Origin of the sequence: Kumtagia ephedrae (assembly GCF_003012745.1) — a bacterium.
GTDB classification, from domain to species: Bacteria; Pseudomonadota; Alphaproteobacteria; order Rhizobiales; family Rhizobiaceae; genus Kumtagia; species Kumtagia ephedrae.
In genome coordinates this window covers 288,675-308,397 of record NZ_PXYK01000001.1, presented here as the reverse complement: position 1 = coordinate 308,397, position 19,723 = coordinate 288,675, and the positions used below count along the sequence as shown (strand labels likewise).

Below are 19,723 nucleotides of genomic sequence, written 5' to 3'. Positions count from 1 at the left end.
CTGCTCAGATCGCGTCCAGGCCGGTCTCGCCAGTGCGGATGCGTACCACTTCCTCGATGTTGGAGACGAAAATCTTGCCGTCGCCGATGCGCCCGGTCTGCGCCGCCTTGCGGATCGCCTCGATGGCGCCCTCGACCGATTCGTCGCCCAGCACCACCTCGATCTTCACCTTGGGCAGGAAGTCGACGACATATTCGGCGCCACGATAGAGCTCGGTATGGCCCTTCTGCCGGCCGAAGCCTTTTGCCTCCGTCACCGTGATGCCCTGCAGCCCCGCCTCCTGCAGCGCTTCCTTCACCTCGTCGAGCTTGAACGGCTTGATGATCGCTTCGATCTTCTTCATTTCCGGCACGGCCTCCAATCAAAGGACGGCGGGCTCGCCGGCCCGCCTTGTTGTGCCTGAACCAAAGCATGATCCGTGCCAGTTGTCAGCCACAACCCGGCCCGGTCGCAAGTCCCGTCCGTTCCCGGCCGTCGACGGTGCAACCGTGGGCCGCGACGCCTGCCGGCAGGTGGCGTGCCGGCAGGCGGGCAGAGGGTCGGGGCTGTCTGTTTTTTAATCAGCCTATTTTGTGGGCGTTTTGACGAAATAATAGGCAACATGTGGTTCGTTTCGTGCGGTTCCCTGCCGTGCTATGCCAGACGAACGCTCAACCTTTCGACAGGTTCTGGCCGTATGCCGTTCGAACTGCTCCTGCCGGACGAAATGGCCGCCTGCGACCGGCGCGCCATCGCGACCGGCCCCTTCGACGGCTACCAGTTCATGCAGCGGGCCGGTGCCGCTGTCGCCGCCATCGTGCTCGAGCGCTTTCCGGCGGCCTCCAGGGTCGACGTGCTGTGCGGGCCGGGCAACAATGGCGGCGACGGTTATGTCGTGGCCGAACTGCTGCGACGGTCGGGCGTGGACGTGGCGGTCTACGCAGAGGGTCCGCCGCGTGATGGCAGCGACGCCGCGCTGGCGGCCGCCGATTGCAAGGTGTGGCCGCAGCCGCTCGCCGCCTTCGCGCCTTCGGCCGGTGGCCTGGTGGTCGACGCCGTCTATGGCGCCGGGCTGGCGCGCCCTGTCGGCGGCGCCGCGCGCCGTGCCATGGAAAGCGTCAGGACGGCCGGCGTTCCGGTGGTCGCCGTCGATCTTCCCTCCGGTGTTTCGGGTGCGACGGGCGAAATTCTCGGCGAAACCTTTCAGGCGGCCGTCACCGTCACCTTCGTGCGCAAGAAACCCGGACACCTTCTCCAGCCCGGCCGCACCGCCTGCGGCGAGGTCGTTGTGGCCGATATCGGCATCGGCGAGGACATCGTGGCGGCTGCCGGCGCCACCTGCTTCGAGAACGGCCCGGAGCTCTGGAAATCCAGATTTCCGCGGCCCGCCGTCGACTCCCACAAATATTCGCGCGGCCATGTCGCCGTATTTTCAGGCGCGGCGAGCGCCACCGGCGCGGCGCGCCTGTCGGCGCTGGCGGCGGCGCGCGCCGGGGCAGGGGCGGTGACGCTGCTGTCGCCGTCGGAGGCGCTCGCCGCCAATGCCGCGCATCTCACGTCGATCATGCTGCGCAAGGCCGACACGCGGGAGGAGGCGCTGGCCTTCTTCGCGGACCGGCGGCCGGCGGCCTTCGTCTACGGGCCGGGACTGGACGCCTCGGCCGAGACCGGGCGCCTGCTGTTCGAGCTGATCGACCGCCTGCCGCGCCCGCTGCCGGCGGTGGTCGACGCCAGCGCACTGACCTCGCTCGCCGCGGAGCCCGGCCTGCTCGCCGGACCTTTCGGCGGGCGCGCCGCCGACCTGGTGATCACGCCGCACGAGGGCGAGTTCGGCCGGCTCTTCCCCGACCTGCGAAAAATTCCGTCGAAGCTCGAGCGTGCGCGCCGGGCGGCCGACCGCGTCGAGGCGACCGTCGTCTACAAGGGGCCCGATACGGTGATCGCAGCACCCGACGGACGTGCCGCCATCAACGCCAACGGCACGCCATGGCTGGCCACCGCCGGTTCCGGTGACGTGCTCTCCGGCATCGTCGCCGGCTTTTTGGCCCAGGGCATGCCGGGTTTCGAGGCGGCCTGTGCCGGGGTCTGGATCCATGCCGAGGCGGCAAGGCGCTTCGGGCCGGGGCTGATCGCCGAGGACATTCCGGGCGAGTTGCCGGCGGTGCTGCGCGACCTGCTGGATTGAGGGGACAGGCCCGGTCAGCTAACCAAGCGCAGGGTGCGCGTGACGGTGCGGTTGCGGCCGCCGCGCTTGGCCGCGTAGAGCGCCTTGTCGGCCTGGCGTAGCACCGTCTCGAAGCCCGGCGCGTCCTCGGAGCCGAAGGCGATGCCGGCGCTGACCGTGCAGGTGAGGGAGGCGCCGTCGGTGGGGATGGCGCGGGCGGCGAAGGCGGCACGGATGCGCTCCGCGATCTGTTCGGCCTGCTCCGGCAGGCAGCGCGGCAGCACCAGGGCGAACTCCTCGCCGCCGAGGCGGGCCGCCGACATGCGCCGCTGCGTCGATGCCGCCAGCTCTTCGGCGAAGGCGCGGATCACCCGGTCGCCGGCCGCGTGGCCGTGGTCGTCGTTGATCGACTTGAAGCCGTCGAGGTCGAAGACGATGACGGCGGCGAACGGGCCGAACCGCATCGAACCGTGACGGTCGAACAGGGCACGCCGGTTGAGCAGACCGGTGAGCGCGTCGGTCATCGCCTCCTGGCGGTGCTTGCCGGCCATGCGCCAGTGGTTGAGCGCCAGCGACAGCGCGCCGATGCCGGTCATGCCGGCGATGCTGATCGCCAGCGACACGTCCTCGGCCCAGTTCTGCGGTGCCTGCCCGAGCACCAGGCGACCGTCGCCGATCAGCACGCAGGCGCAAAGCACGAAGCCGAAGGCGGTCACCGCATAGAGCACCGTCAGTCCGACGATCGGCCCCGGCGCCTCGGCGCGGCCGGTCCAGTATTCGCCGGCCGTGGCCGAAAGCAGCAGGGCAGCGGCGACGTTGAGCGCGATGAAGCCGAGCCCGTCGAAGCCGAGCAGCATGGCGGCGGCCGGGACGATCGGGGAAAGTGCGGCAGCCGACAGCGTCGGGCGCAGCGAGCTTTGGCCGGTGCGGAACTGCCGCGCCGCGCCGACGAGGGCCGAGAGCCCCGCCAGCAGCAGCACGAAGGAGATCGCGCCGAGGAGCGGATCGGGATAGTCGACATAGAATCCGTAGAGGACGACGTAGACGACGATCAGCGCGACGCCGGCGGCCCAGGTCAGCAGGAAGGCCTGCGCGCGGGCGACCGACCAGCTCATCAGCAGCGTGACGGCGAGACATCCGCCGGAGATGCCCAGCGCCGTCAAGAGGGAGTTGTAGTCGAGCGTCATGACCCCCGCCATGCCCGAAGGCGTTCGCCAGCAGCCACCGACTACATGAAGGAGGTGTGCAGATGGTTACGACGGAGCGTCAAATGCCGATTGGACGCCCGGTTTGTCTGAGGCGGATGCAATCAGCTTTCCGGCCGACCGCACAACCGGAACGATCAGCCTTCGCCGACGCGTTTCATCAGCGCCATGGCGCCGAACGGCGCGCGCACCTTGCCCTCGGTGATGAAGTAGACGAACACGTCGCGTGGCTGCACCGGCGCCGTGGTTTTCGGATCGGCCTTGGGCAGATCGTCCGGCTCCTTGCCGGCCGCCCAGGTCTTTACCCGCTCGGCCCACTCGTCGAGCCGTTTTGGCTCGTAGCAGTCCGGGTTGTCGTCGCTGCCGGTCTGCAGCCTGACATAGACGAAATCGCCGGTGACGTCGGCGATCGCCGGATAGGTGGCGTGGTCGGCATGGACGATCGCGACACCGTGCTTGCGTGCCAGCGCCACGAATTCCGGCACCGCGAAGGAGGCGTTGCGCACCTCGACGGTGTGGCGCAGTTCTATCCCGTCCTGCTTTTCCGGCAGCAGTTTCAGGAAGGCGCCGAAATCGTCCTCGTCGAATTTCTTGGTCGGCGCGAACTGCCAGAGAATCGGCCCGAGCTTTTCGCCGAGCGCGGCGATGCCCTGGGTGACGAAACGCTCGACCGATTCGCCCGCCTCGGCGAGCACGCGGCGGTTGGTGACGAAGCGGTTGCCCTTCAGCGAGAACACGAAACCGTCCGGCGCCTCGCTGGCCCATTTGACGAAAGTCGGCTCCTTGAAGCCGGAATAATAGGTGCCGTTGACCTCGATGGTCGGCACCTGGCGCGAGGCGTATTGGAGCTGCTTCGCCTTGGCGAGCTTGTCGGGATAGAAGGACGTGTCCCACGGCTCAAAGGTCCAGCCGCCCATGCCGGCGCGGATTTTTCCGGGTTGCATCCTCGTCTCCGTTCGCTGCGGCCCGTCGATATCCGGGCCGGAGCGGCCCTGGGTCGTGCGGCGAAAAATGCGTTCGTGTCGCCCGCTTGTCCACCCGGCGTTTTCAGGCTCCTGACAGCAGGCGCCGTCGCCACGCCCGGATCTTGTCCCGTCTGGCTGTCAAAATGCTTCGCTTTTTCAGAACCGCGCGTCGCGAAGGCGCACGTCATGACGTGTCGGGATAGTCCAGGGCGTAGACGGCCAGCGCATGGGCATGCGCCAGGATCTCGTCGACCTCGCGGATCTTTCGGGAATGGGTGGCGGACGGATCGAAGCGCGACAGCCTGCCGCCGGGCGGACGCCCGGTCCGGAGCGGCGACATGCGCCTGAACCGGCCGGAGCCGGTTTTGTCCCGCGCGACGGTCTTGCGATTTCTGCTTTGCGCGTCTGCGGCGTCGCGGGCGGCGCGCCAGCGGGCAAACCGCCTGGCCTGGCCCGGCAGGTCGTCGAGCGCGGCGGCAAGTGCTGCGAGGCGCGAGCGCGGTGTCGGCCTGCGAGATGTCCTACAAGCATCATCGCGGGCGCTGGCCGGAGGTGGGGCCGCTGGTCGGCGCATTCGACGCTGTCGTGGCGGCGGAGGGATTCGACCTGCTGCCGCTGTCCGCCATGCATGCCGTACGGGCAGGTGCCTACGGCCCCGAGCATCGCGATCCGTTCGACCGGATGCTCGGGGCCCAGGCGGTGGTCGAGGGATTGACGCTGCTGTCGAAGGACAGGTGGCTGAAGGAGTTGGGCGCGGGGACGATGTGGGAGTAGCTGCGTGTGCGGCGGCGGCCGGTCGTCATTGCAACGGCAGGCCGAGCCGCGCCGCCTCCGCGCGCGGGATCGGATCGCCGACGCGGAAGGCGAACGACACCACGCCGGTCGCGTCCGCGTCGACCTGGCATTCGAAGCTCAGATCGTGCCAGACGCCGCCGGCGCGGCGGTATGCCGAGCGCTGGATCGCCAGAACCGTGCCCTCTTCCAGCCTGTAGGACGGCAGCAGGTCCGGAAAGTGGCCGCCGTTGAGCAGTTGCAGACCCAGCTCCGTCTCGCAGAGCCGGCCGATGCGGACGCCGCGCGGGATGTTGGCCATCGCCGTCGTCGCCGCCGGGCCGCCGGTCGCGGAGCGCGAGAACAAGGTCCGCGCCTCGTGCAGCTTTGGCTCCGACGCGGCCTTCGCCTGCCTGGGCGGTGGACCGGACGGCAGCGGTGCCTTGTCCGGAGTCGCCGCCGTGGTCGTCAGCTGCTGCTCCGCGGCGTTGCCGGTTCTGTCGTCGGCCTTGCCGGGCTCCTTGGCTTCGTCGTTTTCAGCGGCCGGCTGCGTTTCATCCTGCTCCGGGTTTTCGGGCGCGGCTTCGTCCGCGGCTTTCCGTTCGTCCGCGACGGGAGGCTGGGGCGCCGGATTGTCCTCGGCGCCCGCGCCGGCGAACGATCGGCGCGGCCCGGCATCCTTCTCGCCGAATTTCACCACGGGATTGAGCGGCGGGATCGGGGAGGCGGCCGCCTGTTCCGGCGCCGGCTCTGGCGGCTTGGCCGGCTCGGGTGGCGGTGGCGGCGGCTCGGCCTTGGCCGGTTCGGGCGGTTTCGGCGGCGGCTCGAGCGTGACCGATACGACCTCTTCTTCCTGCGGCTGCGACAGGGTTTTGGGGAGCCCGAAGATGACCAGCGCGGCGACCAGCGCATGCACCGCGATGGAGGCGGGCAGGCCCCAGCCCCGACGCTCGATGTTCGCCTCGCCAGTCATGGGTGGATAATTGGGATATCGGGATGGCGGGCGCAAGCGGTGCGTCCGTTGGCGGGGCGTCTAATTGTCGACGCCGGGCAGATAAGCAAGGAAGCTCTATGCTTGGATTTGCCGCTGCTCCCGCATGATGTCGAAAGCCTAGCCGGATTACCGTTCGGCTGGCTCACAATGGAAGCGGCTCGCGTGATCACATTGCGCCGTGACGCTAGGCCTAAGCGCAATGAAGACAGCAATTCCGGCGGCGCGGTTTTTCGCTTTCCTTCAAGGAACTAGACATTGGGCTCGCCGTAGTCCAATTGGATTGGACTACGACTCCGCCGCCTCGCGCCTCCCCGCCTTCGCTCCAGCAGGTCCTTCAAGAATTGCCCGGTGTAGCTGCGCGGTTCGGTCACGACCTCCTCCGGCGTACCGGAGGCCACCAGCCGCCACTATGCGGAGATAGGCAGGAGTTCGTAAATCTTCGCGTCTTTCGCGGCTGCAGCCAGATCGCCGTGACGAAGCGCGAAACGAACGCGATCCAGCTTTTCGACATCTTCCCGATCGATCGTCGGGTCCCAGTCGGAACCATCGTAGTGAAGCGTGATCCGCACGTCGGCTGCGTATTTGCCTTCGTGGATGTGCTTGATTGTCTTTTCGGTTCGTGTCTCGGTCATGGTCGCAACCTCTTGAGATAGTCGGGCGTCCACAGTTTCGGGTTCGGCCTGTAAACTGTTATCAGGATCGCCCTGTCCGCGTTGGACGCATGGACGCCCCAAACGGCATGCAGCGGATCTCCATTTTCTCCACGCCAGAATACCAGAACTGACGGACCGCGTTTGGCGTCTGGATAGTCCTCGACCACAATTGCCGCTGGCAAGCCGGCAAGGATTTCACGAGGCAATATACCGTCCGCGGCCAATTCTTCATAGGCATGGTTGGAAAATGCATAACATCCCGATGCCACGAGATCGCGGATGCGTTCCAGCGTCTCGCTCACTCCGCCGCCTCCCGCTTCCCCTGCTTCGGCCTGCGCTCCAGCAGCTCCTTCAAAAACTGTCCGGTATAGCTCCTCGGCTCCGCCACCACCTCCTCCGGCGTGCCCTGCGCCACCAGCTCGCCGCCGCCGTCGCCGCCTTCGGGGCCGAGGTCGAGGATCCAGTCGGCGGTTTTTATCACCTCCAGATTGTGCTCGATGACCACCACCGTGTTGCCCTGGTCGACCAGCTCGTGCAGCACTTCCAGGAGTTTTGCGACGTCGTGGAAATGCAGGCCGGTGGTCGGCTCGTCGAGGATGTAGAGCGTCTTGCCGGTCGCCTTGCGCGACAGTTCCTTGGCGAGCTTTATGCGCTGCGCCTCGCCGCCCGACAGCGTCGTCGCCTGCTGGCCGACATGGATGTAGCCCAGCCCGACCTTTGCCAGCGTCTGCAGCTTGTCGCGCACGGAGGGGACGGCGGCGAAGAATTCGGCGCCTTCCTCCACCGTCATGTCGAGCACGTCGGCGATCGACTTGCCCTTGAATGTGACCTCCAGCGTCTCGCGGTTGTAGCGCTTGCCGTGGCAGACGTCGCAGGTGACGTAGACGTCGGGCAAAAAGTGCATCTCGATCTTGATGACGCCGTCGCCCTGGCAGGCCTCGCAGCGGCCGCCCTTGACGTTGAAGGAGAAGCGGCCGGGCTGGTAGCCGCGCGCCTTGGCCTCCGGCAGGCCGGCGAACCAGTCGCGGATCGGCGTGAAGGCGCCGGTGTAGGTGGCGGGGTTCGAGCGCGGCGTGCGGCCGATGGGCGACTGGTCGATGTCGATGACCTTGTCCAAAAATTCGAGGCCCTCGATGCGGTCGTGCTCGGCCGGATGCTCGCGCGACCCCATGATGCGGCGCGAGGCTGCCTTGAACAGGGTCTCGATCAGGAAGGTGGATTTGCCGCCGCCCGACACGCCGGTGACGGCGGTGAAGGTGCCGAGCGGGATTTCCGCGGTGACGTCCTTCAGGTTGTTGCCGCGCGCGCCGACCACTTTTATGCGCCGGCCCTTCTTCAGCCGGCGGCGCTCGTCGGGCAGGGCGATCTCCAGCTCGCCGGTCAGATATTTGCCCGTGATCGAGGCGGGGTTGGCCATGATTTCGGCCGGCGAGCCCTGGGCGATGATGCGGCCGCCATGGATGCCGGCGGCCGGGCCGATGTCGACGACGTAGTCGGCGGTGAGGATGGCGTCCTCGTCGTGCTCGACCACGATCACCGTGTTGCCGAGGTCGCGCAGGTGCTTCAGCGTGTCGAGCAGGCGGGCATTGTCGCGCTGGTGCAGGCCGATCGACGGCTCGTCGAGCACGTAGAGCACGCCGGTGAGGCCGGAGCCGATCTGCGACGCCAGCCGGATGCGCTGGCTCTCGCCGCCCGACAGCGTGCCGGAATTGCGCGCCATGGTGAGGTAGTCGAGGCCGACGTCGTTCAAGAAGCGCAGGCGCTCGCGGATCTCCTTGAGGATGCGGACCGCGATCTCGTTCTGCTTGGCGTTGAGCTTTGCGGGCAGCTCGGTGAACCAGGCATCGGCCTTGCGGATCGACATGTTGGACACCTCGCCGATATGCAGGCCGGCGATCTTCACCGCCAGCGATTCCGGCTTGAGGCGAAAGCCGTTGCAGGCGGGGCAGGGGGTGGCCGACATGAAGCGCTCGATCTCCTCGCGCATCCACGCCGATTCCGTCTCCTTCCAGCGCCGCTCCAGATTGGGGATGACACCCTCGAAGGTTTTGGTCGTCTTGTAGGAGCGCAGGCCGTCGTCGTAGTGGAAGGTGATCTCGCGTTCGCCGGTGCCGCGCAGGATGGCCTGCTTCGCCTCCTCCGACAGGCTGGAAAATTTGTCGCCGAGCTTGAAGCCGAAAGCCTTGCCGAGCGCGTCCAGCGTCTGCGCGTAGTAGGGCGAGGTCGACTTCGCCCACGGGCTGACGGCGCCGTCGCGCAGCGTGACGTTTTCGTCGGGCACGACGAGGTTCTCGTCGATGGCGCGCTGGCTGCCCAGGCCGTCGCAGGCCGGGCAGGCGCCGAACGGGTTGTTGAAGGAGAACAGGCGCGGCTCGATCTCCGGAATGGTGAAGCCGGAGACCGGGCAGGCGAATTTTTCGGAGAACAGGATGCGCTCGTGGGTTTCGTTCGCGGATTTGTTGACCGCGTCGTCGCCGGTCTGGCTGGCGTCCAGCGGCTTGTCGGCGAATTCGGCGACGGCGAGCCCGTCCGCCAGCTTCAGCGCCGTCTCGATCGAATCCGCCAGCCGCGCCGAAAGATCGCCGCGCACCACGATGCGGTCGACCACCACGTCGATGTCGTGCTTGTATTTCTTGTCCAGCGCCGGCGCCTCGGCGATCTCGTAGAACTGGCCGTCGATCTTGACGCGCTGAAACCCCTTCTTCTGCAGCTCAAGCAGTTCCTTCCTGTACTCGCCCTTGCGGCCCCTGACGATCGGCGCCAGCAGGTAGAGGCGGGTGCCTTCCTCCAGCGCCAGCACGCGGTCGACCATCTGGCTGACCGTCTGGCTCTCGATCGGCAAGCCGGTCGCCGGCGAATAGGGCACGCCGACGCGGGCGTAGAGCAGGCGCATATAGTCGTGGATCTCGGTGACGGTGCCGACGGTCGAGCGCGGGTTGCGGCTGGTCGTCTTCTGCTCGATGGAGATGGCGGGCGACAGGCCGTCGATCTGGTCGACGTCCGGCTTCTGCATCATCTCCAGGAACTGGCGGGCATAGGCCGACAGGCTCTCGACATAACGCCGCTGGCCCTCGGCATAGATGGTGTCGAAGGCGAGCGAGGATTTTCCCGAGCCCGACAGGCCGGTCATGACGACAAGGCTGTCGCGCGGCAGGTCGAGGTCGACATTCTTCAGATTGTGCTCGCGCGCGCCGCGCACCGAAATGTACTTGTGGTCGGCCATGCCGCTCCGCCGTCTCGTCAGAATGGATTTCAGGGCCGGTCCGCGTGGTGCCGGCACCGCCTATGTAGGCATGCGCGCCGCCTTTGCGAGCGCGCGCCGCCGCCGGCGGATTTAGGCCGGTTTGACGGGTTTGGGCAAGCGAAAAGAACAAAGGTCGAACGAGTCTCCTGACACAAGCCCCGCGGCCTGTTTGCCGGGCAAGGTTTGTGCGGCGGCGATCACTTTTTTCGGCGGCCGGCCTTCTTCGGTTGACGGGGGCGGGCAGGCTTGGCACACTCCGACCGTCGCCACGGTGACCCCGACCGGAAAGGCCGGTCGGCAGGGCAGGGCGCCGGTCTGCGAGACGCCGCAGGCAGTCACTTGGCAGGCATTGGTCGAACATACGCGGGAGTGAGGCATGACTCCACCGGACAGTCCCGAAAGGCTCCGCGCCTGACGCGGAGCGGCGGCGAGGATCGGCCGGGATGAAGTCCGGCGCGAGACCGCCGTTTTCCCCCGACAATCAGAGACCATAGTCGAGTCGTCGGCGTGAAGCCGCGAGGCACTCGAAGAAAAAGCCGGTAAAACGCTCCCGGCAATCGGGTAAAATCCGAAAAGAAGCCCTGCATGCCGATGAACCGGCGGCAGGGCTTCATCTTTGTGGAAATCCCGCTTTCTTGCGCCGTCCGGGTCGCGCTGCTACGTCCCGGACGTTAGATTGAGATGCTTCGCGTCGATCCGCGCCAGAAAGGCTTTGCCGATGCCGAAAGGCCATGAACTCTCCGGCCTTGTGAAATGGTCCGACCGGGACGACTGGCGGGATCTTCTCGACGAGGTGTTCGACCATCACTTCGGCCCGTCCTTCGACGCCTACGGGATCGATTTCGACAAGCTCGAGGAACTCATCGGCGAGACCGACATGAACAGCCTGTGGAGCTGTGCCTTCGAGGATTTCCTGACGCGCCCGCTGTCGGACGAGGACGAGCGCACCGTGATCGACGACTATCTGAAGCGCCGCGGCTGGAAGGAGACGCCGTCCACCCGGCGCTACATGGAGGCCCTGCGTGACTCCGTTTTCAGCCTCCACGAGGTGAGCGGGATCGTTGCGGGCCAGTCGATGCTGGCACGCGACCTGCTGCTCGGCGGCGATCCGGTAGAGGTGACCGAGCATGCGGCGACGCGGATGCTGAAGGACGGCGATCGCATCGGCGGCCGGATCGTCGAAGTGTCGGGCAGGCATCGCCTCGCCGGCGGTGTGGTCGTCTTCGGCCCGGCCGCTGCCGACGAGGTGCTCGGGACCATCGGCGCCGAGATGAAGCGGCTCGGCGACGAAATCTCCGGCCAGGCGGTTTCGTCAGGCGAGGATCTTGGCGGCATGGATCCGCGGCAGATCGGCGAGACGATCTATCTGATGGACGCGGCGCCCGAATTCACCGCCATCTGGCTCGATCACAGGCTGAAGGGCAGGCTGGAGAAGGTGCCGCCGCCGCGCTTCAACAGCGACGGCGAGGAGCTGCTTTTCCACACCATGTCGTATCCGCTCACCGCCGGGGTTTCCGAGGATGCGATCCGCGGCCGCCTCGATGCGCTTCCCGACCTGCGCGGCGAAGACGAGTTCGTCTGGAACTGGATCGACGGGGAGGACGAGGGCAGGGACCTTGCGTCTGGCAAGCTGCCGCAGGTGCGCGACGGTCGCCTGCATATGGAGCTCGAGGACGGGACGCCGGTGCTGGCGTCGATCGAGCTGACGCCGGGCGTCCTGCTGCTTTCGGCCAATTCGAAGCTGAGGGCCGACCGCGCCAAGATCATGCTGAAATCGGCCCTGAAGGGCATGATCGGGCAGCCGCTCGTCCAGATCCATACCTACGAGGAACTGGTCCGCCCGTAGGCGGGCGCGTCAGCGCGGCAAGGTCTTGAGGGTGCCGGCGGTGATGTCGACGGCCACCGAGCCGGAGATGCGCACGTCCCAGTCGCCCATGCGCACGAAGCCGTCGGCGTCAGGGCGCGGCGGTTCGATCGGCTCTTCCAGCGGCTTGACGATCGGGTCCGGCCGGACCACGCCGGGAAGCGGCTGCCGGGCCTCGTCGGCCCGAACGGGCGCGGGCGCCATGAGCAGCAGGATTGGCAGCATGAAGCTGCCGAGACGGCGGACGACGGCGATCATTCCGCCAATGTAGGACGAGACCGGCCGATGCGAAACGCATGAACGCCAATTCCTGACATTTTTTGCTGGCGCATGCCGAACAAAACGGGTACAAAACACCTGTGGACAGGTGGATGGAAATTGCGCCGGTCGCCGCGCAGCCGGCGACGATCGGATAAGATGCCGCCAGTGTCCAAGGACGGCTGAATTTAGGACAAGCGTGGAGAAAGCGTGATGGCGGGCAGTGTCAACAAGGTCATTCTGGTCGGCAATCTGGGTGCCGACCCCGAAATCCGCCGGTTGAACTCGGGCGACCCGGTCGTCAACCTGCGCATCGCCACCTCCGAGTCCTGGCGCGACAAGAATTCCGGCGACCGCAAGGAAAAGACCGAGTGGCACAATGTCGTGATCTTCAACGACAACCTCGCCAAGGTGGCCGAGCAGTACCTGAAGAAGGGCATGAAGGTCTATGTCGAGGGTCAGTTGCAGACCCGCAAATGGCAGGACCAGAGCGGCCAGGACCGCTACACGACCGAAGTGGTGCTGCAGAAATTCCGTGGTGAATTGCAGATGCTCGACGCACGCGGGCAGGGCGGCGACGCACAGGTCGGCTATTCCGGCGGATCGGCCCGCGCCGGCTCGGATTTCGGCTATTCGGGCGCCGGGGACGATCGCGGCCAGCGCGCCGGCGGCGCGCGCGGCGGCGGTGGCGGTTCGCTCGACGACGAAATTCCGTTCTGACCGAGGGCTCGATGCGTGCTTGCCGGTCCGGCGCGGCCGGCTCTGAGGTGAACCGTGCTGTTGGGGACGAGATCGATCACTATGGCTGCGCTCGAACGCGTTGTTGCGGTTCTTCTCCTTGCCCTGGTCGCGATTGCTCCCGCGGGCCAGGCGGCGGAACTGCTGGACGACAAGCCGCGGATCGCCGTGGTGTCGGCGTTCCAGCCTGAATGGCTGGCCCTCAGGGCTGATCTTGCCGAGGGCAGGGAGCACACGATCAACGGGCGGACCTTCGTCACCGGCACGCTCGCCGGCAAGGACGTCGTACTGTTCCTGAGCGGCGTCAGCATGGTCAACGCGGCCATGACCACGCAATCAGCGCTCGACCGCTTCAGCGTGACCTCGGTCGTCTTTTCCGGCATCGCCGGCGGCGTCGACCCGGCACTCAACATCGGCGACGTCGTGGTGGCCGACCAGTGGGGGCAGTATCTGGAGGCGGTGTTCGCGCGCGAGACGGCGGACGGCTTCGCCATCCCGCCCTTCATGGAGGAGGGCGAGTTCGACGGCTTCGGCATGATCGTGCCGCGTCCGGTCGGCGTCGCCCGCGACGGGGCTTCGGGCGAGGAGGCGCGCTTCTGGTTCCCGAGCGATCCGGGCCTGCTGGAGATCGCCCGCAAGGTCGCCGGCGAACTCGACCTCGCCGCCTGCGCGGCGGAGAACAAATGCCTGAGCGAGAAGCCAAAAATCGTCGTCGGCGGCAATGGCGTGTCGGGCCAGGCCTTCGTCGACAACGCCGCGTTCCGCGAATACGTGCATGCGACGTTCGCGGCAAAGGTGCTGGACATGGAGAGCGCGGCGGTCGCGCATGTCGCCTATGCCAACGGCGTGCCGTTTGTCGCCGTGCGCAGCCTTTCCGATCTCGCCGGCGGCGGCGAGGGGGCCAACGAGATGGCAACCTTCATGGCGCTCGCCTCGACCAATTCCGCCAACGTGGTCAAGGCGCTGCTGGAGAAGATGCCATGACGGAATGGTCGTGCGGTGCCCTGCCCGGCAAGGGGCGGGCAAATGCAGGCCGGGACCGTAACGACCGTCCGGAACGTCCTTAGCCGGCGTTGGAGCATGATCCCGGAGGATCGCGGATCTTTCGGACTAGGATCATGCGACAAGACAAGGAATGGGAGCGGAATGCCGGTTCATCCTGATCGCATTCCGCTCTGATTCAGCGCAAAAGCGACGAGGGAGGATCGACCATGTCGCTGGAGCCTCTTCTGGCCGAGTCGGCGCCGATTCCCGGGCATGCACTGGCGGCGCTGGCGGCCCTGGTGCTCGGCGCCGCGCAGTTCGCGCTGCCGAAGGGCACCGTGCGCCATCGCATGGTGGGCTTCATTTGGGCCGGCCTCATGCTTTTCGTCGCTGCGAGCGGGTTCTGGATTCACGAGATCCGGCTCATCGGGCCGTGGAGCCCGATCCATCTTCTGTCTGTGCTCGTGCTGATGACCGTGCCGCTCGCCGTCTGGCATGCGCATCGGCACCGCGTCGACCGGCACCGGAAGGCGATGATCTCGCTTTATCTGCTTGCCCTCGTCGGCGCGGGACTTTTCACCCTGCTGCCAGGCAGGGTGATGCATCAGGTGGTGTTCGGCGGATAAGGATCGGCCGCGGCTCATGCGGCGGAGGGGCCGGGATCGTCGGAATTGGTCGGGGGCCGCGCGGCCTTTCCCGGTGAAAGGGGTCCGGCGTCGTGGACAAGGCGCAGGCGCGGCGCTGCATAGGCGCCGGACAGCTTGCTCCGCGCATGGCGGGCCGCCTCCGGCTGGTAGATCACCTCCAGCACCGTCATCACCGTCGCCTGCCTGTTCTGCGTGACGGCGAAAGACTGGCCTTCGGCCAGGCCGAGCAGCGCCAGGCCGCGCGGCTGCCGGATCGGCAGGATCGAGCCGACCAGACCATGCATCTCGTCATGGCTGATGACGCGGGTCTGCGCCGGTCCGTCGCCGGCCCGGTAGCGGACGCGACTGTTCAGCGTGACCACACCGGCCGGAATATCCTCGTGAAGGACGACCCGGGCGGCGGCGAGTTTTGCCGCGATGATCGGGCGAAGCGGGTCGTCACGCCCCAAGCAGCGCCCGAGCATGACCTCGAGGATGGCGAAATCCTTGGTCGTGAGCAGGCAGGGCTGATCAGGGCGCATCGCGGGCCTCCCGCCGCGCCGCGGCATCAGGGGCGGTCGGGAATTCACGACGGCGCGTCCTCCCGGGCAGCCGCCGATCCGATCCGGCGGCGCAGGATGGCGATCCCGGCCGGAGCCCGCTGCTGGGTCCGGCCGGACCCGCGCCTCGAGGGATTGCGCTCATCGGGCGGCGGCGCTCCGATCCCCGGGCCGGGCAGAGTCTTCGCTCCCGACCCGAACAACCGTCAGATCGTGGCGACGGCCGTTGCGGTCCGTCCAGTCGATCGACTGGCCCGGGGAAAGGCCGAGCAGGGCGGCACCGACCGGCGTCAGCACCGAGACCCTGCCGAGCGCGATGTCGGCTTCCGCCGGATAGACGAGGGTGACCGTCCTGATCTCGTCGCCAGCCTGATACCGCACGGTCGATCCCATCCGCACCACCGATCCGGCGAGCCGGTGATCGTCGACGATGCGGGCACGCTCCAATTCGCCGAGCAGCGTCTCCGCCAGATCCGGGTCGCGGCTTTCGAGCGCGGTGGCGAAGGAGAGCAGGCGCTGGTGCTCCGATCTGGCGATGGTGATGGCGGGCTTGCGCCGGGCCTCGGGCAGGGTGGTCATGACATGGTCCCATGTGGCCGCATGGCGGCATTGCGCCCGCTGGGGCGATTGAACGGAAGTGAGGTGATTGCGCGCGCCAGGCCGGGCCTGTCAGGCCCTCAGCTTATGCTTTACCACTGGCATGACCGCCCCACGGCTCGGGGCGCAGGGCCGAGCCGGGGGTTACCGTCCCGCGATGGGACAGACCCGGAAGGGAAAATCGCCTGCGATTTTCTGTGAGCCGAACATGCGCCGGATTGTTCCCGAGCCGTGTCGGGAAGTCAAGGCAAGGCGTTTTGCCGGTTTTCGCCGGCGGGGCTGCAGCCGGCCGGGCTATGCCGCCATCAGCGCCCTGACGCCGTCGGCGACGAACTGCACCGCCAGCGCGGCGAGCAGCACGCCGAGCAGCCGGGTCAGGATCGAGCGGCCGGTCTGGCCGAGGAAGCGGTCGATGCGCTCGGCGAGCACGAAGACGAGATAGGTCAATGCCAGGCAGACCAGGATGATGCCGACCAGCGCGCTCTTGGCGGCGATGCCCTGGAAGGTTCCGGACAGAAGCACGGTCGCCGAGATGGCGCCGGGACCGGCGATCAGCGGGATCGCCAGAGGGAAGGCGGCGATGTCCTGGATGTGGTCCTTGCTGACGGCGACGTCGGCGCTCTTTTCCTTGCGGTCCTGGCGACGCTCGAACACCATCTCGAAGGCGATGTAGAACAGCAGCAGCCCGCCGGCGACGCGGAATGCCGGCAGCGTGATGCCGAGCACGCTCAGGATCACCGCGCCGGCGACGGCGAACAGCACCATGATCGCCGAGGCGATCAGGGTGGCCCGCACGGATACCTGGCGCCGCTCCTCGCGGTTCATGCCGCGCGTCAGCGCCAGGAACAGCGGCGCCAGCCCGGGCGGATCGATGGTGACCAGGATCGTCAGGAAGGCACTGAACAGGCTGTCGACACTCGGCATGGCCGCTCCCCACGCTGCGAGCCTAGCCGAAGGCAGGAGCCGCCGCCAGCCGCGGATGGCCCGACGCTCCCGACGGCCGGGCGCGGCTGTCCGCGCTTGCGCCGCAATTCGGCCGCATGGTCGCCGGCATCCGCCTGCGACATTTCGCGACCCAACCTAAAGGTGTGTTTTATTTCAGGAAATTCCCGCGGGGAAAGCCCGGCGGGATTGGCCAATTCCCGCCGCTTCCTATATAAGACGACATCGATTCCCAATTCTTCGTGAAGCAATTTGACCGACCAGAACATTCCGCGCGGGCCCGACGGCCCATCCGATATCGAGCCAATCTCGATCATCGAGGAAATGCAGCGCTCCTACCTCGACTACGCCATGAGCGTGATCGTCAGCCGCGCGCTGCCCGACGTGCGCGACGGCCTGAAGCCGGTGCACCGGCGCATCCTCTATGCCTCGCATGAGAGCGGCTATCACTGGAACCGCAAATATGTGAAGTCGGCCCGCCCGGTCGCCGACGTGATGGGTAAATACCATCCGCACGGCGACGCCTCGATCTACGACGCGCTGGTCCGCATGGCGCAGGACTGGTCGATGCGCGTGCCGCTGATCGACGGGCAGGGCAATTTCGGCTCCATCGACGGCGATCCGCCGGCGGCGATGCGCTACACGGAATCGCGGCTGACCAAGGTCGCGCACGAGCTGCTGGAGGACATCGACAAGGACACCGTCGACTTCCAGGAGACCTACGACGCCTCCGGCCGGGAGCCGCGCGTCCTGCCGGCGCGCTTCCCCAGCCTGCTGGTCAACGGCTCCGGCGGCATCGCCGTCGGCATGGCCACTAACATCCCGCCGCACAATCTGACGGAAGTCGTCAACGCCTGCATCGCGCTGATCGACAACCCGGCGATCGACCTGACGGATCTGATGGAGATCATCCCCGGCCCGGATTTCCCGACCGGCGGCATCATCCTCGGCCGCTCCGGCATCTACAGCGCCTATTCCACCGGCCGCGGCTCGATCATCATGCGCGGCCGCGTCCACACCGAGGAGATCCGCGGCGAGCGCGAGGCCATCATCATCACCGAGGTTCCCTATCAGGTGAACAAGGCGACGATGATCGAGAAGATGGCCGAGCTGGTGCGCGACAAGCGCATCGAGGGCATCTCCGACATCCGCGACGAGAGCGACCGCCAGGGTTACCGCGTCGTCATCGAACTGAAGCGCGACGCCAATTCCGAGGTGATCCTCAACCAGCTCTACCGCTTCACGCCGCTGCAGACCTCGTTCGGCGCCAATGTGGTGGCGCTGAACGGCGGCAAGCCGGAGGTGCTGACGCTGCTCGACGTGCTGCGCGCCTTCGTCTCCTTCCGCGAGGAGGTGATCAGCCGCCGCACGAAATACCTGCTGCGCAAGGCGCGCGACCGCGCCCACGTGCTGGTCGGCCTGGCGATCGCCGTCGCCAACATCGACGAGGTGATCAAGCTGATCCGCCATGCGCCCGATCCGCAGACGGCGCGCGAGCAGCTGATGACCCGGCGCTGGCCGTCGGCCGACGTCGAGGCGCTGATCCGCCTGATCGACGATCCGCGCCATCGCATCAACGACGACGGCACCTACAATTTGTCGGAAGAGCAGGCGCGTGCCATCCTCGCGTTGCAACTGTCGCGCCTGACCGGGCTCGGCCGCGACGAGATCGCCGACGAGCTGAACGAGATCGGCGCCGAGATTTCGGAATTCCTCGACATCCTGTCGTCGCGCGTGCGCATCCAGCAGATCGTCAAGGACGAGCTCGCGGCCGTGCGCGACGAGTTCGGCACGCCGCGCCGCACCGAGCTCGCCGACGGCGGCGCCGACATGGACGACGAGGACCTCATCCAGCGCGAGGACATGGTCGTCACGGTGACGCATGCGGGCTACATCAAGCGCGTGCCGCTTTCGATCTACCGGGCGCAGAACCGCGGCGGCAAGGGCCGCTCCGGCATGTCGACGAAGGACGAGGATTTCGTCACCCGGCTGTTCGTGGCCAATACCCACACGCCGGTGCTGTTCTTCTCCTCGCGCGGCATCGTCTACAAGGAGAAGGTCTGGCGCCTGCCGATCGGCAACCCGCAGTCGCGCGGCAAGGCGCTGATCAACCTTCTGCCGATCGAGAGCGGCGACCGCATCACCGCCATCCTGCCGCTGCCGGAGGACGAGGACAGCTGGGCCGATCTCGACGTGATGTTCGCCACCACGCGCGGCACCGTGCGGCGAAACAAGCTGTCGGACTTCGTGCAGGTCAACCGCAACGGCAAGATCGCCATGAAGCTCGAGGAGGAGGGCGACGAGATTCTCGGCGTCGAGACCTGCACCGAGCATGACGACGTGCTGCTCACCGCCGGCTCGGGCCAGTGCATCCGCTTCGCCGTCGGCGACGTGCGCGTCTTCCAGAGCCGCAACTCCGTCGGCGTGCGCGGCATCTCGCTGGGCGACGGCGACCGGGTGATCTCGATGGCCATCCTCGAGCATGTCGACGCCACGCCGGCCGAGCGCTCCGCCTATCTGAAGCGCTCCGTCGCCGAGCGCCGGCTGCTCTCCGGCGGCGGCGAGGAGGACGAGATCGCGCTGACCAACGAGGAGGTCGGCGAGGACGCGCAGCTTTCCGACGAACTCTACGAAACCTTGAGGCAGCACGAGCAGTTCGTGCTGACGGTGACCGCCTACGGTTACGGCAAGCGCTCCTCCTCTTACGATTTCCGCGTCACCGGGCGCGGCGGCAAGGGCATCCGCGCCACCGACGTCTCCAAGGTCGGCGACCCCGCCAATCCGAAGGACGGCGACATCGGCCGCCTGGTCGCCGCCTTCCCGGTCGGGCATGACGACCAGATCATGCTGGTCTCCGACGGCGGCCAGGTGATCCGCGTGCCGGTCGAGGGCATCCGCTTCGCCAGCCGCGCCACCAAGGGCGTTACCATCTTCCGGACCGCCGAGGGCGAGAAGGTGGTGTCGGTCGAGCGCATCTCCGAGCCGCAGGGCGAGGGCGACGTGGCGCAGCCGGACGAGCCGCCGGCCGAAGGCTGAGGCGTCGCGGCCCGGCGCGACCCCCACCCCTAACCCCTCCCCACAAGGGGGAAGGGAACCGCCTCGCATGACAGCGGCCGCGCGCCGCCGCTGCTCCACGGCCCGTTACGCAAGCCGCCCGGCACGCACTTTGCCTGTTACAT

Annotated in this window: 19 protein-coding genes; 7 read left to right on the top strand and 12 right to left on the bottom strand. The window is 67.2% G+C overall.

Annotation, left to right across the window (positions count from 1 at the left end; all coding sequences use genetic code 11):
* Positions 1 to 4 precede the first annotated feature (4 nt).
* Complete coding sequence (locus C7I84_RS01555; RefSeq protein ID WP_106770374.1) at positions 5 to 343, bottom strand: P-II family nitrogen regulator; 339 nt, start codon at positions 341 to 343, stop codon at positions 5 to 7.
* Between the two features lie 333 nt (positions 344 to 676).
* Between C7I84_RS01555 and C7I84_RS01550 the strand changes: the two genes are divergently transcribed.
* Positions 677 to 2,164, top strand: coding sequence for an NAD(P)H-hydrate dehydratase (locus C7I84_RS01550; protein ID WP_106770373.1), 1,488 nt, complete (start codon positions 677 to 679; stop codon positions 2,162 to 2,164).
* Between the two features lie 14 nt (positions 2,165 to 2,178).
* On the opposite strand, the gene C7I84_RS01545 is transcribed toward C7I84_RS01550, so the two are convergent.
* The 3 genes from C7I84_RS01545 to C7I84_RS30300 all read right to left on the bottom strand — a co-directional run bounded on the left by C7I84_RS01545 (position 2,179) and on the right by C7I84_RS30300 (position 4,653).
* Complete coding sequence (locus C7I84_RS01545; RefSeq protein WP_106770435.1) at positions 2,179 to 3,330, bottom strand: GGDEF domain-containing protein; 1,152 nt, start codon at positions 3,328 to 3,330, stop codon at positions 2,179 to 2,181.
* A gap of 155 nt (positions 3,331 to 3,485) precedes the next feature.
* Positions 3,486 to 4,292 (bottom strand): DUF72 domain-containing protein, encoded by an 807-nt coding sequence (locus C7I84_RS01540; RefSeq protein ID WP_106770372.1) that lies wholly within the window; start codon positions 4,290 to 4,292, stop codon positions 3,486 to 3,488.
* Positions 4,293 to 4,497: 205 nt separating this feature from the next.
* A complete protein-coding gene (locus C7I84_RS30300) occupies positions 4,498 to 4,653 on the bottom strand; it encodes a hypothetical protein (RefSeq protein ID WP_207770945.1) in 156 nt (51 codons plus the stop codon).
* 140 nt (positions 4,654 to 4,793) lie between these two features.
* Here C7I84_RS30300 and C7I84_RS01530 point away from each other — a divergent pair, with 140 nt between their 5' ends.
* Entirely contained in the window at positions 4,794 to 5,087 is a 294-nt protein-coding gene (locus C7I84_RS01530; RefSeq protein ID WP_425351284.1) for a type II toxin-antitoxin system VapC family toxin, read from the top strand.
* A gap of 25 nt (positions 5,088 to 5,112) precedes the next feature.
* Here the strand turns inward: C7I84_RS01530 and C7I84_RS01525 are convergent, their stop codons facing one another.
* The 4 genes from C7I84_RS01525 to uvrA form a co-directional block, all read right to left on the bottom strand.
* A complete protein-coding gene (locus tag C7I84_RS01525) occupies positions 5,113 to 6,057 on the bottom strand; it encodes a DUF930 domain-containing protein (protein ID WP_106770370.1) in 945 nt (314 codons plus the stop codon).
* Between the two features lie 428 nt (positions 6,058 to 6,485).
* Complete coding sequence (locus tag C7I84_RS01520) at positions 6,486 to 6,710, bottom strand: hypothetical protein (protein WP_106770369.1); 225 nt, start codon at positions 6,708 to 6,710, stop codon at positions 6,486 to 6,488.
* Entirely contained in the window at positions 6,707 to 7,033 is a 327-nt protein-coding gene (locus tag C7I84_RS01515; RefSeq protein ID WP_106770368.1) for a DUF4258 domain-containing protein, read from the bottom strand. Before C7I84_RS01515 ends, C7I84_RS01520 begins: the two co-directional genes overlap by 4 nt.
* The gene (gene uvrA, locus C7I84_RS01510; RefSeq protein WP_106770367.1) at positions 7,030 to 9,954 is read right to left on the bottom strand and encodes an excinuclease ABC subunit UvrA; all 2,925 of its coding nucleotides are present in this window, start codon (positions 9,952 to 9,954) and stop codon (positions 7,030 to 7,032) included. Before uvrA ends, C7I84_RS01515 begins: the two co-directional genes overlap by 4 nt.
* A 739-nt stretch (positions 9,955 to 10,693) precedes the next feature.
* Between uvrA and C7I84_RS01505 the strand changes: the two genes are divergently transcribed.
* On the top strand, positions 10,694 to 11,821 hold the full coding sequence (locus C7I84_RS01505; protein ID WP_106770366.1) for a DUF7986 domain-containing protein: 1,128 nt from the start codon (positions 10,694 to 10,696) through the stop codon (positions 11,819 to 11,821).
* 9 nt (positions 11,822 to 11,830) lie between these two features.
* Here the strand turns inward: C7I84_RS01505 and C7I84_RS01500 are convergent, their stop codons facing one another.
* Positions 11,831 to 12,097, bottom strand: a complete 267-nt coding sequence (locus C7I84_RS01500; protein WP_106770365.1) for a hypothetical protein — start codon at positions 12,095 to 12,097, stop codon at positions 11,831 to 11,833.
* Positions 12,098 to 12,310: 213 nt separating this feature from the next.
* On the opposite strand from C7I84_RS01500, the gene ssb reads away from it, so the two are divergent.
* The 3 genes from ssb to C7I84_RS01485 all read left to right on the top strand — a co-directional run bounded on the left by ssb (position 12,311) and on the right by C7I84_RS01485 (position 14,445).
* The gene (ssb, locus tag C7I84_RS01495; RefSeq protein WP_106770364.1) at positions 12,311 to 12,817 is read left to right on the top strand and encodes a single-stranded DNA-binding protein; all 507 of its coding nucleotides are present in this window, start codon (positions 12,311 to 12,313) and stop codon (positions 12,815 to 12,817) included.
* Positions 12,818 to 12,898: 81 nt separating this feature from the next.
* Complete coding sequence (locus C7I84_RS01490; RefSeq protein ID WP_106770363.1) at positions 12,899 to 13,819, top strand: 5'-methylthioadenosine/S-adenosylhomocysteine nucleosidase; 921 nt, start codon at positions 12,899 to 12,901, stop codon at positions 13,817 to 13,819.
* 227 nt (positions 13,820 to 14,046) lie between these two features.
* A complete protein-coding gene (locus tag C7I84_RS01485; protein WP_106770362.1) occupies positions 14,047 to 14,445 on the top strand; it encodes a DUF2306 domain-containing protein in 399 nt (132 codons plus the stop codon).
* 14 nt (positions 14,446 to 14,459) lie between these two features.
* On the opposite strand, the gene C7I84_RS01480 is transcribed toward C7I84_RS01485, so the two are convergent.
* The 3 genes from C7I84_RS01480 to C7I84_RS01470 form a co-directional block, all read right to left on the bottom strand.
* Positions 14,460 to 14,987: a GreA/GreB family elongation factor gene (locus tag C7I84_RS01480; RefSeq protein WP_106770361.1), complete on the bottom strand. Its 528-nt coding sequence runs from the start codon at positions 14,985 to 14,987 to the stop codon at positions 14,460 to 14,462.
* A 159-nt stretch (positions 14,988 to 15,146) separates the two neighbouring features.
* Entirely contained in the window at positions 15,147 to 15,584 is a 438-nt protein-coding gene (gene rnk, locus C7I84_RS01475) for a nucleoside diphosphate kinase regulator (RefSeq protein WP_106770360.1), read from the bottom strand.
* Positions 15,585 to 15,896: 312 nt separating this feature from the next.
* Positions 15,897 to 16,526 (bottom strand): MarC family protein, encoded by a 630-nt coding sequence (locus tag C7I84_RS01470; protein WP_106770359.1) that lies wholly within the window; start codon positions 16,524 to 16,526, stop codon positions 15,897 to 15,899.
* Between the two features lie 270 nt (positions 16,527 to 16,796).
* Between C7I84_RS01470 and gyrA the strand changes: the two genes are divergently transcribed.
* The gene (gene gyrA / locus C7I84_RS01465; protein ID WP_106770358.1) at positions 16,797 to 19,580 is read left to right on the top strand and encodes a DNA gyrase subunit A; all 2,784 of its coding nucleotides are present in this window, start codon (positions 16,797 to 16,799) and stop codon (positions 19,578 to 19,580) included.
* Positions 19,581 to 19,723: the final 143 nt, after the last annotated feature.

Coding starts and splice junctions, on each gene's coding strand:
- C7I84_RS01555 (WP_106770374.1), bottom strand. CDS start 343: ATGAAGAAGATCGAAGCGATCATCAAGCCGTTCAAGCTCGACGAGGTG.
- C7I84_RS01550 (WP_106770373.1), top strand. CDS start 677: ATGCCGTTCGAACTGCTCCTGCCGGACGAAATGGCCGCCTGCGACCGG.
- C7I84_RS01545 (WP_106770435.1), bottom strand. CDS start 3,330: ATGACGCTCGACTACAACTCCCTCTTGACGGCGCTGGGCATCTCCGGC.
- C7I84_RS01540 (WP_106770372.1), bottom strand. CDS start 4,292: ATGCAACCCGGAAAAATCCGCGCCGGCATGGGCGGCTGGACCTTTGAG.
- C7I84_RS30300 (WP_207770945.1), bottom strand. CDS start 4,653: ATGTCGCCGCTCCGGACCGGGCGTCCGCCCGGCGGCAGGCTGTCGCGC.
- C7I84_RS01525 (WP_106770370.1), bottom strand. CDS start 6,057: ATGACTGGCGAGGCGAACATCGAGCGTCGGGGCTGGGGCCTGCCCGCC.
- C7I84_RS01520 (WP_106770369.1), bottom strand. CDS start 6,710: ATGACCGAGACACGAACCGAAAAGACAATCAAGCACATCCACGAAGGC.
- uvrA (WP_106770367.1), bottom strand. CDS start 9,954: ATGGCCGACCACAAGTACATTTCGGTGCGCGGCGCGCGCGAGCACAAT.
- C7I84_RS01505 (WP_106770366.1), top strand. CDS start 10,694: ATGCCGAAAGGCCATGAACTCTCCGGCCTTGTGAAATGGTCCGACCGG.
- C7I84_RS01500 (WP_106770365.1), bottom strand. CDS start 12,097: ATGATCGCCGTCGTCCGCCGTCTCGGCAGCTTCATGCTGCCAATCCTG.
- ssb (WP_106770364.1), top strand. CDS start 12,311: ATGGCGGGCAGTGTCAACAAGGTCATTCTGGTCGGCAATCTGGGTGCC.
- C7I84_RS01490 (WP_106770363.1), top strand. CDS start 12,899: ATGGCTGCGCTCGAACGCGTTGTTGCGGTTCTTCTCCTTGCCCTGGTC.
- C7I84_RS01485 (WP_106770362.1), top strand. CDS start 14,047: ATGTCGCTGGAGCCTCTTCTGGCCGAGTCGGCGCCGATTCCCGGGCAT.
- C7I84_RS01480 (WP_106770361.1), bottom strand. CDS start 14,987: ATGCGCCCTGATCAGCCCTGCCTGCTCACGACCAAGGATTTCGCCATC.
- rnk (WP_106770360.1), bottom strand. CDS start 15,584: ATGACCACCCTGCCCGAGGCCCGGCGCAAGCCCGCCATCACCATCGCC.
- C7I84_RS01470 (WP_106770359.1), bottom strand. CDS start 16,526: ATGCCGAGTGTCGACAGCCTGTTCAGTGCCTTCCTGACGATCCTGGTC.